11 protein-coding genes and 1 pseudogene are annotated in these 10,857 nt (G+C 73.6%); 6 read left to right on the plus strand and 6 right to left on the minus strand.

The genetic code is table 11. The features are described from left to right. Positions 1–164 precede the first annotated feature (164 nt). Entirely contained in the window at positions 165–791 is a 627-nt protein-coding gene (locus ACE1OA_RS27745) for a TetR/AcrR family transcriptional regulator (RefSeq protein WP_147977280.1), read from the plus strand. On the opposite strand, the gene ACE1OA_RS27750 is transcribed toward ACE1OA_RS27745, so the two are convergent. Further along, complete coding sequence (locus ACE1OA_RS27750; protein ID WP_356601081.1) at positions 782–1,243, minus strand: MaoC family dehydratase; 462 nt, start codon at positions 1,241–1,243, stop codon at positions 782–784. The genes ACE1OA_RS27745 and ACE1OA_RS27750 overlap by 10 nt on opposite strands. A 116-nt stretch (positions 1,244–1,359) precedes the next feature. Here ACE1OA_RS27750 and soxR point away from each other — a divergent pair, with 116 nt between their 5' ends. Beyond that, on the plus strand, positions 1,360–1,833 hold the full coding sequence (soxR, locus tag ACE1OA_RS27755; protein WP_356601080.1) for a redox-sensitive transcriptional activator SoxR: 474 nt from the start codon (positions 1,360–1,362) through the stop codon (positions 1,831–1,833). A gap of 103 nt (positions 1,834–1,936) precedes the next feature. Here the strand turns inward: soxR and ACE1OA_RS27760 are convergent, their stop codons facing one another. The 5 genes and pseudogenes from ACE1OA_RS27760 to ACE1OA_RS27780 all read right to left on the minus strand — a co-directional run bounded on the left by ACE1OA_RS27760 (position 1,937) and on the right by ACE1OA_RS27780 (position 7,360). After that, positions 1,937–3,007: an RNA ligase (ATP) gene (locus ACE1OA_RS27760; protein ID WP_386541910.1), complete on the minus strand. Its 1,071-nt coding sequence runs from the start codon at positions 3,005–3,007 to the stop codon at positions 1,937–1,939. Positions 3,008–3,206: 199 nt separating this feature from the next. Further along, a pseudogene (locus tag ACE1OA_RS27765) lies at positions 3,207–3,402 on the minus strand (3-keto-5-aminohexanoate cleavage protein); the annotation flags it as partial. A 74-nt stretch (positions 3,403–3,476) separates the two neighbouring features. After that, entirely contained in the window at positions 3,477–4,088 is a 612-nt protein-coding gene (locus ACE1OA_RS27770; protein WP_356601078.1) for a hypothetical protein, read from the minus strand. A 499-nt stretch (positions 4,089–4,587) separates the two neighbouring features. Continuing rightward, positions 4,588–5,817 carry a serine-threonine protein kinase gene (locus tag ACE1OA_RS27775; protein WP_356601077.1) on the minus strand — a complete coding sequence of 410 codons (1,230 nt, stop codon included), beginning with the start codon at positions 5,815–5,817 and terminating at the stop codon, positions 4,588–4,590. A 301-nt stretch (positions 5,818–6,118) separates the two neighbouring features. Next, positions 6,119–7,360, minus strand: a complete 1,242-nt coding sequence (locus tag ACE1OA_RS27780; protein ID WP_384869705.1) for an exo-beta-N-acetylmuramidase NamZ family protein — start codon at positions 7,358–7,360, stop codon at positions 6,119–6,121. A 168-nt stretch (positions 7,361–7,528) separates the two neighbouring features. Between ACE1OA_RS27780 and ACE1OA_RS27785 the strand changes: the two genes are divergently transcribed. The 4 genes from ACE1OA_RS27785 (at position 7,529) to ACE1OA_RS27800 (ending at position 10,784) form a co-directional block, all read left to right on the plus strand. Beyond that, positions 7,529–8,299 (plus strand): SDR family oxidoreductase, encoded by a 771-nt coding sequence (locus tag ACE1OA_RS27785; RefSeq protein ID WP_384869703.1) that lies wholly within the window; start codon positions 7,529–7,531, stop codon positions 8,297–8,299. Beyond that, positions 8,296–9,942: a class I adenylate-forming enzyme family protein gene (locus ACE1OA_RS27790; RefSeq protein ID WP_384869701.1), complete on the plus strand. Its 1,647-nt coding sequence runs from the start codon at positions 8,296–8,298 to the stop codon at positions 9,940–9,942. The genes ACE1OA_RS27785 and ACE1OA_RS27790 overlap by 4 nt, the downstream gene beginning before the upstream one ends. A gap of 29 nt (positions 9,943–9,971) precedes the next feature. Then, the gene (locus tag ACE1OA_RS27795; RefSeq protein WP_356601073.1) at positions 9,972–10,565 is read left to right on the plus strand and encodes a TetR/AcrR family transcriptional regulator; all 594 of its coding nucleotides are present in this window, start codon (positions 9,972–9,974) and stop codon (positions 10,563–10,565) included. A 69-nt stretch (positions 10,566–10,634) separates the two neighbouring features. Continuing rightward, a complete protein-coding gene (locus ACE1OA_RS27800) occupies positions 10,635–10,784 on the plus strand; it encodes a hypothetical protein (protein WP_356601072.1) in 150 nt (49 codons plus the stop codon). Positions 10,785–10,857: the final 73 nt, after the last annotated feature.

The following is a 10,857-nucleotide window of genomic DNA, read 5'->3' on the forward strand; positions in this document are numbered from 1 at the left end:
GTGCGGAGGCTCCGGCCCCTCCGGAGCCCCGGCCCTCCCGGAAGCCCCGATCCGGCTCGTCCGCTCCCGGCGCCCGGTGACAGAGATCTGCCACCACGCCTCTAAGCGCTTGCTCAGCTTCGTTGTATGGTGTTCGTCCTTGACGGATGAAGAAGGGGCGAACCATGAGCGTGGCGGAGGAGACGCCCGGCGGCGAGGACGTGCCGTGGGGCGAGGTCACGCCCGAGGCCGCCCGGCGCCTGCTGGTCGCGGCCGTCGAGGCGTTCGCCGAGCGCGGCTACCACGCCACCACGACCCGTGACATCGCGGGCCGCGCGGGCATGAGTCCGGCCGCCCTCTACATCCACTACAAGACCAAGGAAGAGCTGCTCCACCGGATCAGCCGCATCGGTCACGACAAGGCGCTGGAGATCCTCCGGGTCGCGGCCGACGGCGAGGGCACGGCCGGGGAGCGGCTCGCCGACGCCGTACGGTCCTTCGTCCGCTGGCACGCCGAGCGGCACACCACCGCGCGGGTCGTCCAGTACGAGCTGGACGCGCTCGGCCCCGAGCACCGCACCGAGATCGTGGCGCTGCGCCGCGAGTCCGACGCCGTCGTGCGCCGGATCGTCAACGAGGGTGTGGCGGCCGGGGAGTTCGACGTGCCGGACGTGGCCGGCACGACGGTCGCGGTGCTCTCGCTGTGCATCGACGTGTCCCGCTGGTTCAACACGGAGGGCCGCCGGACGGCCGACGAGGTCGGCGCGCTCTACGCCGACCTCGTACTGCGGATGGTCGGGGCTCAGAAGTAGTAGCGGGAGACCGACTCGGCGACGCACACCGGCTTGTCGCCGCCCTCGCGCTCCACGGTCACGGTCGCGGTGACCTGCACGCCGCCGCCGGCATCCGTCACCTCGGTGAGGACGGCGGTCGCGCGCAGCCGCGAGCCCACGGGTACGGGGGAGGGGAAGCGGACCTTGTCGGTGCCGTAGTTGATGCCCATCTTCATGCCCTCGACGCGCATGATCTGCGGTACGAGCGCGGGCAGCAGCGACAGCGTCAGATAGCCGTGCGCGATGGTCCGGCCGAAGGGCCCGGCGGCGGCCCGTTCCGGGTCCACGTGGATCCACTGGTGGTCGCCGGTCGCGTCGGCGAACAGGTCGATCCGCTTCTGGTCGACCTCCAGCCAGTCGCTCTGCCCCAGCTGCTCGCCCACTCCGGCGCGCAGCTCCTCGGCGGACGTGAAGATCCTCGGCTCAGCCATGTCCCTGTTCCCTGCCTCTCACCCGGTCGGTCCCACCTCTAAGCGACTGCTTAGTCTGGCCGTATCGGGGTGCGCTGTCAACGGGTCGCCCGAACCGAACCAGTAGGGTTCGAGGAGTGCCCCAGATTCCGGAGAAGATCCACGAGCTCACCGTCGGCCAGCTGTCCGCGCGCAGCGGCGCCGCCGTGTCCGCCCTGCACTTCTACGAGACCAAGGGCCTGATCAGCAGCCGCCGTACGAGCGGCAACCAGCGTCGCTACGTCCGGGACACCTTGCGTCGCGTCGCCTTCATCCGCGCCGCCCAGCGCGTCGGCATCCCGCTGGCCACCATCCGGGAGGCGCTCGCCGCACTCCCCGAGGAGCGCACCCCCACCAAGGAGGACTGGGCGCGGCTCTCGGAGGCCTGGCGCACCGAGCTGGACGAGCGGATCAACCAGCTCGGACGGCTGCGCGACCACCTCGCGGACTGCATCGGCTGCGGCTGCCTCTCGCTGGAGAACTGCGTGCTGTCCAACCCGGACGACGTCGTCGGCGAGCGCATGACCGGCTCGCGCCTGCTGCCGGAACGCCGGCGCGCGGCGCGCGACTGAGGGCCCCGGGCCGCGACGCCCCGTCCCCCGCGCCGGACACGGCGCAGGGGCCCGACACCCCCGTGGTCGGACCCCTGCTGTTCTCGGAGGGCGGTGCCCCGCCCTACTCGTACTCGGTGCCGCCCTTGCGCGTCAGGTACGCGTGGCTGACCGCCTTGGCGATGGCCCGCCCCCCGACCACGGGGCTGTACCGCTCCGTCACCGGACGGATCACGACGCCCTCCCGCAGGTGCAGCTCCCGCCCGGACACGGTCTCGCGGCCGGTCGCCAGCTCCAGCACCGTGCCGAGGTCGTACGGCCCCGTGTACAGCCGCGGTACGAGCGGCAGTTCACCCGGCTCCAGGACCTCCGCCGGGTCCAGCCGGCGCACCTCGCCGTCGATCTCGGCCGACACGTCGAAGACCGCGTAACCGAGGTCCTCGCCACGGGCGTTGGCGCCGTAGCCGAGGTCCTGGACCCCGGCCCCGTACACCTCGCCGAACAGGCCGATCCGGCGGGCGCCCAGCCGCTCGGCGAGCCGTGCAGCGACCGCCGGGGCGTCGTGCCCCAGGACCGCCCGCCAGTACAGGTTGCGCGGATCCTCCCGGAGGGCCAGGCCCTTCGCCCCGAACCCCTTCGAGGACACCTGGACCCGCCCGTCCTCCGCGAAGTACGTGAGCAGGCAGGCCGATCCGTGCAGCTTCTCCGTGAGGACCACCGGCTCGCCGGGCTCGAAGATCCCCGGATAGCGCTGGAGGTTCTCGATGTCGCACCAGGGCAGCAGATCGGGCGCGGCCTCCACGTCCCCGGACATCGTCGGCGGGATCGGTGGCGTCCACTTGGTGATCCCCAGCAGTTCGGCGAAGTCGGTCTCCGCGGCGACCGCCTCGGCCAGGTCGACGTCCGCGAGCGCCTTCGGCCGGCACACGAGTCCCTGCGACAACTCGCCCCGCAGGCGCACCGCCTTGACGCGGTCCGAGGCCTTTCCGGCGAGCCGCCCGGTCAGTCCGAGCTCGTCGACCAGGGCGAGCGGGAGCACCGCCTGCTCCGGGATGTAGATCGCCATGTCGCCCGTGCGGTACGCGCCCTTGGCGACGACGGCGCGATACAGGCCCACCTGGGCCAGTTCGAGCGCGTCGGCGTTCGGATGGGCGTGGACGGTCAGCACTTCGGCGGTGACGCGCAGCGTCGACATGGCGGTTCTCCGGTGGATTCAGGGTGTCGTCATCGCCGGACACACTGCGGCACGCGCATACCGTTGGGCCACCGATTTACCGCCTGGTAGCGTCACTTGGTTCCGCCGGGCACCGCGACGCCACGCGCCGGCGAGGCGAGTTCGGCATCGCCCCTCCTCCCCGTCCGGGACCGGACGCGCTCCCCCCCCCGCCGTACCGGTCGGGCTCCGCCCACGCGCCGGTCGTCACGCCCACCGGGACGTCGACCGCGGCGCGGATCGCGGTGAGGGCCGCCGCCGGCGCCCGGGGCGGGAGCGTGATCGTCACCGCGCGGCGTTCCGGGGTGGACGCGCACGTCCACCGCCCCGGCCGCGACCGCCTGCGCCGCCGCGGCGGCCATGGCACCGGGCGACATCGGCACGGCCGCGGTGTCACCGGGGCCGCGCGTGCCGTCCGGTCAGACCCGGATCACACGTTCCGCTCCGCCGCTCAGGCCGCGGACACCAGCCGCGGCAGGGACTCGCCCCGCGCCCGGGCCAGCGCCCCCGCGGTGAGGACCGCCTGCGGTACGACCACCCCGCAGTTCCCGCACACCGGGCCGAACCACGGTTCCTCGCGCAGCTCCGGACGCCACTCGATCCGGGGTCCCGCGCACACCGGGCAGGCATCCCCCGGGCCCGATCGCAGAGCGGCTATCAGTCGTCGCAGCACCTCGGCCAGCGGCTCCGAGGGATGCACGGCGGGATCGTCGCACCGCGCCACCCCGTTGCCGCCCCAGGTCCGCCGGTGCCAGTCGTCGAGCGCGCCCGGCCGGCGCAGCCCGTCGTGCTTCTCGCGCCGCCGCCGCTCGGCGAACTCCTCCTCGTAGGCGAGCCACACGGCCCGCGCCTCCTCCAGTTCCTCCAGTGCGGCCACCAGCCGCCCCGGATCGAGCTCCCGGTCCTCGGGCCCGAACCCGTGCCTCCGGCACAGGTGGGCCCAGGTCGCTCGGTGCCCGTAGGGGGCGAACCGCTCCAGGCACTTGCGCAGCGAGTACCGCCGCAGCGCCGTGTCGCACCCCGGATCACGCACCTGTCTCGCAAGACTCCGGAAACCGGCCATCGCTCCGCACCTCCGTCGCTGGTACTTCGGCGTCAAGGACGTTATGGGATGGACGAACGAGTGCCCCGTCCTGTTCCATCGAAAATTCGAAGAGGCCCGTGAACGGCGTACGGGGGACGTTCGGTACGGGACGCCACACGCGGACTCGCGGGCGGTCCGGCCCTCCCGGAGCGGGACTCCGACCGGCTCGCCGAAGCCGGGGAGGAGGAGCTCGCGCACGGGCTCGCGGTCCCTCAAGAACCGGCGTCCTCCCAGATCAGGAGCCTGTGGCACAGGGCTTCCCGGAGCTCGCCGAGGTGCCGGTCCGGTCCGGCGAGGTGCCCCGCCCCGAGCTCCCGGGGGCGGGCCGGAAGCCCCTTCCGGGCGCCGTGACCGGCGGTGCCGGCCCTCCCGAGGTCTGGCGAGAACTCGCCGCCCGACCGGACCCCGCGCCCCGCGACGGGATCGACGGCGGGCCCGGCGGGCCCACCGATGTGACATTCTCCCGGTCGACGGTCGCTCAGGTCCCGAACCGGCCCGCCGACGCGATCACCCGCGCCAGTTCCACGTGGATGATGTCGCTGTGCGCGCCGGCGGGAGGACCGCCGTCCTTGACCACCGCCGCCGCGTCCACGCTCACGCAGCCCGAGGACGGAACGCCGTCACGCAGCGCCGTGGCCAGGGTCAGGGAGGCCGCGTCCGGCACCGCCTGGATGCCGTCGTGGCCGATCGCCCCCCAGCGGCGGTCGCTGCCGAGGATCGACTCGGCGTCCCGGGCCAGCCGCGCGGCCAGCGGGTAGATCACTCCGAGGGCCGTGTCGTGCCGGGAGTAGCAGGCCACCACCGGCCCGTCGACCCGCCGCTCCATGTCCCGCAGGGCCCCGCCCCGGCCGGGCTCGTGCGGCAGGCTCGCCGCGAACGCGTAGTGCGAGAAGGACCCCTGGAGCAGCGTCACGGACCGGACGGTGCGCACGCCCTCGGGCAGGGCGCGCAGCGCGTACGCGACGAGCCGGGCGCCCATGCTGTGGCCGACGAGATGGATCCGCAGGCCGGGGGCGGAGCGGGCGAGCCGGCCGAGCAGCGGCCCGAGCCCCCGCTCGCCGACCGTGCCGGCCCGGCGCTTCATCGTGTAGTACGTGGCCTGCCGCAGCGCCTCCCGGGCGCCCTTCCAGTACCGCCCGAGCCGGCCCCCGAACGCCTCGCGCGGCGTCGGCACCGCCCCCGGTCCGGCCGCCTCGTCCAGCGCGTCCGCGAACATCGCGCAGACCACCACCGGATCCCCCAGCAGGAAGTCGGGCACCGGCGGCCCCTCGGCCAGGGACCGCGAGGCCGGGCCGGTGTCGGTCAGCTCCCTGAGCAGATCGCCGAACTCGGTGAAGGCGGCCTCGTCCTCCGGCTGTTCGCGCAGCAGCGCGGACAGCCGTTCCACCACGGCCTCCTTGCCGGGATGCACCGCCGCCACGGACTCGAAGTCGGGGATCGGTTCGTCCGTGAACATCGTCGACGGCCACACCACACCGGCGTACGCCAGCCGCGCGCCCGGTCGCACCAGGCCCGGGAAGGGGGCGAAGAAGGCCGCGTACATCCGGGTGGCCACGGACGGGTCGCTGTTCCACCCGTGGGCGAACACCACCAGGTCCGTGGCTCCCCGCGCGGCGAGCGCCGACAGCGCCTCGTGCTGCCCGGCCGCGCCGTCTCCGTCCTTGTCGAAGGTGATCTCCCGGTACGGCTCCACACTCATCCCGGCCATGGGCGGTCCGTCCCTCCGTGTCGAGGACACTGTCGTGGAGGGAGCCCGGAGGACCCCCTCCCGCGACAGCATCCTGCGCGCACGGGGGGACGGCCAGGCTTTCGGCGCGGACGCGCCGCGGAGTCCACCGGGACGTGCGGCAACAGGTCGTACGAGTCGGCCGGGCGGACCGGTGCCGGGCTGCCGGGGGACGCGAGGCCGTGCCGATCGGCCGAGGCGGGCGGAACCCGCCCCGGCGTCCCCGCAGGATCGGCAGGACACCCCTGGGAACGTCTTGCCGGTCAGGCCGGAGAGGCACCCCTCAGCGGTAGAGCAGGTGCTCCCGGCGCACGGCGCGGAAGGCCGCCAGGTCCGCGGCCCAGGCGCCGACCACCTCGTCCGTGTCCGCGCCCGCGTCGACGAGGGTCCGCACCCGGGTGGAGCCGGTCAGCTTGTCGATCCAGTTGTCCGGACGCCAGGCGAACCCGCTCCACGACCGCTTCGCGCTGACCAGCAGCCCGATGCCGGCGCGTACCGGGTCGAAGACGTCACGGTCGTGCACGTGGAGCTGGACGCCGCCGACCGTCTTTCCCTGGAACTTGGAGAAGGTCGGGGCGAAGTACGCCTCCCGGAAGCGGACCCCGGGCAGTTCCAGGGCGTTCGCCTCCTCCGCCCAGCGCCGGTCGATCCCCTCCGCGCCCAGCAGTTCGAAGGGGCGGGTCGTGCCGCGCCCCTCGGAGAGGTTGGTGCCCTCGAAGAGGCAGGTCCCGGAGTAGACGAGCGCGGTCTCCGGCGTCGGCATGTTGGGGCTCGGCGGCACCCAGGGCAGCCCGGTCGCGTCGAAGAAGTCCCGGCGCCTCCACCCCGACATCGTCACGGTCTGCAGCCGCACCGGCGTCGTCAGGAACTCGGCGTTGAACAGCAGGGCCAGTTCCGCCACCGTCATCCCGTGCGCCTGGGCGATCGGTTCGCGGCCCACGAAGGTCGCGAAGGCCCGGTCCAGGACCGGGCCGAGGGCCGCCCGCCCGGTCACCGGGTTCGGCCGGTCGAGGACGACGAAGCGCTTGCCGGCCAGGGCGGCGGCCACCATGCAGTCGTACAGCGTCCAGATGTAGGTGTAGAAGCGCGCGCCCGCGTCCTGGATGTCGAAGACGACGGTGTCCACGCCGGAGGCGGTGAACACGTCGGCGAGCGGCTGACCGCTCTTCAGGTACGTGTCGTAGACGGGCAGTCCGGTCGCCGGGTCGTCGTGGCGGCCCTCGGAGCCGCCCGCCTGCGCGGTCCCCCGGAAGCCGTGCTCGGGGCCGAAGACGGCCGTCAGGTCCACCCGGTCGTCGGCGTGCATGACGTCCACGATGTGCCGGGCGTCGGCGGTGATCCCGGTCGGGTTGGTGACGATGCCTACCCGTTCTCCGGCGAGGAGCGCGTAGCCGTCGGCGGCGAGCCGGTCGAAGCCGGTGCGCACCCGGCGCCCGCCCTCGTGCGCCGCGGCCGCGGGGGCGGCCGCGGCCCCCACGCCCAGGGCGCCGCCGGCGGCGAGCAGACCCCGTCTGGACAGGCTCATGCGGAAACCTCCTTGATCGCCTTCCCTGACATGGGCACGCACGCTAGCGCCTGCACCGGCCGCGCGATACGAGGCGTGCGGTGCGAGGTGTCGCCGAAGAGGACTTCCGTCTCGACATACCGACTGGTTAGTCTGCTGTCACTGTCGCAACGGAGAAGGCGGGTCCCGATGAGTACGGTGCAGGGCGCTGGAGTGGTCGTCACGGGTGCGGGAGGCGGGATAGGCGCCGCACTGGCACGCCGGTTCGCCGCCGAGGGCGCCCGGGTCGTCGTCAACGACCTCGATCCCGACCGCACCGAGGCCGTCGCCGAGGAGATCGGCGGCCTGGCGATCGCGGGCGACGCCTCCGCCATCGTCGAGGAGGCCCGCGACGCCCTCGGCGGACCCGGCTCCATCGACGTGTGGTGCGCCAACGCCGGGCTCGCCTCACCCGGCGACGCCTTCGCCGACGAGGCCGTCTGGGCCGCCGCCTGGGACGTCAACGTCATGGCGCACGTCCGCGCGGCCCGCGCCCTGCTGCCCGAATGGCTGGAGCGCGGCAGCGGCCGCTTCGTCTCCACCGTCTCCGCCGCCGGCCTGCTCACCATGGTCGGCGCCGCGCCCTACAGCGTCTCCAAGCACGGCGCGTACGCCTTCGCCGAATGGCTCTCGCTGACCTACCGGCACCGCGGGCTCAAGGTCCACGCGATCTGTCCGCAGGGCGTCCGCACGGACATGCTCACGGCCGCCGGATCGGCCGGCGAACTCGTCCTGACCCCCACCGCCATCGAGCCCGAGGATGTCGCCGACTCCCTCTTCGACGCCATCGACACCGACCGCTTCCTGGTGCTGCCGCACGCCGAGGTCGCCGACTACTACCGGGCCCGCGCGACCGACCCCGAACGCTGGCTCGGGAACATGAACCACCTCCAGCAGAAGTGGGAGCGAGCCGGCGCATGACCTCGATCTACGCCGCGATGCCCTGGGTGGCCCAGCTCAGCGAGGCACAGCGGGCCCCGATAGCGCCGCCGCCCACCGTGCTGCACGCCTTCCGCGCCGCCGCGGCCCGCACCCCCGGTCACCCCGCCCTCGCCTACTTCGACGGCCGGCTGACCTACCGCGAGACGGACGCGCTCTCCGACTCGGTCGCCGGACACCTCGCCGCCCGGGGCGTGGCGCGCGGCGACCGGGTCGCGATCATGCTCCAGAACAGCCCCCACTTCGTGCTGGCCCTGCTCGGCGCCTGGAAGGCGGGCGCCACCGTCGTCCCGCTCAACCCCATGTACAAGTCCGGCGAGGTCGGCCACGCCCTGCGCGACTCCGGCGCCACCGCCCTGATCTGCTCCGACCGCGCCTGGGAGAGCCATCTGCGCGACACCGCGGCCGCGGCCTCCGTCGGCGTCACGCTCACCGCCTGCGAGCGCGACCTGCAGACCCGCGACGACCCCCGCGTGCTCGCCTTCGAACGGGTCCCCACCGAGACGGACGACCTGATCGAGGTCGCCCGCGCCGGACACCCGGCCCCCGCGGACCGTGACCCCGGCGCCGACGACGTGGCCCTGATCAGCTACACCTCCGGCACCAGCGGCACCCCCAAGGGCGCTCTCAACCTCCATCGCGGCATCGTCCACAACGCCGAACGCCAGCGCACGGGCCACCCCGTCCCCGAGGGCGCCGGCTACTTCGTCCTCGCGCCCCTCTTCCACATCACCGGCCTCGTCTGCGAACTGGGCGCCTGCTTCGTCAACGCCGGCACCCTCGTCCTCGCCTACCGCTTCGAGGCCGGGGTCGTGCTCGACGCCTTCCTGGAGCACCGGCCCGCCTACACGGTCGGCCCCTCCACCGCCTTCATGGCCCTGGGCGCCCACCCCGGCGCCACCCCCGACCACTTCTCCTCGTTCCTGGTCGTCTCCTCGGGCGGCGCACCCGTGCCGCCCGCCCTGGTCGAGAGGTTCCGCGCCGGCTTCGGCCCGTACATCCGGAACGGCTACGGCCTCACCGAGTGCACCGCGCCCTGCGCCGCCGTACCGCCGGAGAAGGAGGCCCCGGTCGACCCCGTGTCCGGGACCCTGTCGGTCGGCGTCCCCGGACCGGACACGCTCGTGCGCATCCTGGACGAGACGGGTGCCGAGGTGCCCTTCGGGGAGCAGGGCGAGATCGCGGTCCGCGGCCCCCAGGTGGTGCCCGGCTACTGGGGGATGCCCGAGGCCACCGCCGCGACCTTCCCCGACGGGGAGCTGCGCACCGGCGACATCGGCTTCATGGACGCGGACGGCTGGCTGTACGTCGTCGACCGCAAGAAGGACATGATCAACGCCTCCGGCTTCAAGGTGTGGCCGCGGGAGGTCGAGGACGTGCTCCACACCCACCCGGCTGTCCGGGAGGCCGCGGTCGTCGGGGTGCCCGACGCCTACCGGGGAGAGACCGTCAAGGCCTACGTCAGCCTGCGCCCGGGAGCCGAGACGAGGCCCGAGGAACTGTCCGCCCACTGCGAGCAGCGCCTGGCCGCGTACAAGTATCCCCGCGAGGTGGAGATCCTGGCGGAGCTGCCCAAGACGACAAGTGGGAAGATCCTCAGGCGGGAACTCCGTTCCCGCCCGTGACGACGATGACGAGAGAGAGGCGGCGGCGCATGGCCAGGACGACGGACGGGAGCGGTACCCCCGTCCCCCAGAGGCTGCTGGCCGCCGCCACCCGGCTCTTCGCCGAGCAGGGCTACGACCGGACCTCCGTGCAGGAGATCGTCGAGGCGGCGGGGGTCACCAAGGGCGCGCTCTACCACTACTTCGGCTCCAAGGAGGACCTCCTGCAGGAGGTCTACTCCCGGGTGCTGCGGCTCCAGCAGGAACGGCTCGACGCCTTCGCGGGCGCCGACGCCCCCGTCGAGCAGCGGCTCCGCGCCGCCGCCGCGGACGTGGTCGTCACCACCATCGAGAACCTCGACGACGCCTCGATCTTCTTCCGCTCGATGCACCACCTGAGCCCGGAGAAGAACAAGCAGGTGCGGTCCGAGCGGCGGCGGTACCACGAGCGGTTCCGGGCGCTGATCGAGGAAGGCCAGCAGGCCGGCGTGTTCACCACCGAGACCCCCGCCGACCTGGTGGTCGACTACCACTTCGGGTCCGTCCACCACCTGTCCACCTGGTACCGGCCGGACGGCCCGCTCACCCCCCAGGAGGTGGCCGACCAGCTGGCCGGCCTGCTGCTGCGGGCGCTGCGGCCCTGACGCCACCGGGCCGCGACGGTCCCGGCGCCCCCGGTGGACCGGGCGCCCGCGCAGGTCCACGCTGGAGACATGAGCAACCGCGTACCACGGCTGTGGAGCGCGGCCTACGGACCGTCGCGCGCCCCGCTCACCCGCCTGCTCGCCCGCGGTGCCCTGCGGATCACCGCCTTCGTCCGGGAGCTGGCCCTGGCCGACCACCGGCCGTTCGTGAGCCTGTGACCTGTGCCCCTCCGGGTTCCGCAGCCGCTTCCGGCGCACCCTCCGCACTCGGGTCACCGCCTTGCGGATTCCC

Origin of the sequence: Streptomyces sp. JL2001, from assembly GCF_050917515.1 — a bacterium.
Lineage (GTDB): Bacteria > Actinomycetota > Actinomycetes > Streptomycetales > Streptomycetaceae > Streptomyces.

What these genes read in the sequence shown, in the direction of transcription:
- ACE1OA_RS27745 (WP_147977280.1), top strand. Translation starts at nt 165, where the DNA reads ATGAGCGTGGCGGAGGAGACGCCCGGCGGCGAGGACGTGCCGTGGGGC.
- ACE1OA_RS27750 (WP_356601081.1), bottom strand. Translation starts at nt 1,243, where the DNA reads ATGGCTGAGCCGAGGATCTTCACGTCCGCCGAGGAGCTGCGCGCCGGA.
- ACE1OA_RS27760 (WP_386541910.1), bottom strand. Translation starts at nt 3,007, where the DNA reads ATGTCGACGCTGCGCGTCACCGCCGAAGTGCTGACCGTCCACGCCCAT.
- ACE1OA_RS27770 (WP_356601078.1), bottom strand. Translation starts at nt 4,088, where the DNA reads ATGGCCGGTTTCCGGAGTCTTGCGAGACAGGTGCGTGATCCGGGGTGC.
- ACE1OA_RS27775 (WP_356601077.1), bottom strand. Translation starts at nt 5,817, where the DNA reads ATGGCCGGGATGAGTGTGGAGCCGTACCGGGAGATCACCTTCGACAAG.
- ACE1OA_RS27780 (WP_384869705.1), bottom strand. Translation starts at nt 7,360, where the DNA reads ATGAGCCTGTCCAGACGGGGTCTGCTCGCCGCCGGCGGCGCCCTGGGC.
- ACE1OA_RS27785 (WP_384869703.1), top strand. Translation starts at nt 7,529, where the DNA reads ATGAGTACGGTGCAGGGCGCTGGAGTGGTCGTCACGGGTGCGGGAGGC.
- ACE1OA_RS27790 (WP_384869701.1), top strand. Translation starts at nt 8,296, where the DNA reads ATGACCTCGATCTACGCCGCGATGCCCTGGGTGGCCCAGCTCAGCGAG.
- ACE1OA_RS27795 (WP_356601073.1), top strand. Translation starts at nt 9,972, where the DNA reads ATGGCCAGGACGACGGACGGGAGCGGTACCCCCGTCCCCCAGAGGCTG.
- ACE1OA_RS27800 (WP_356601072.1), top strand. Translation starts at nt 10,635, where the DNA reads ATGAGCAACCGCGTACCACGGCTGTGGAGCGCGGCCTACGGACCGTCG.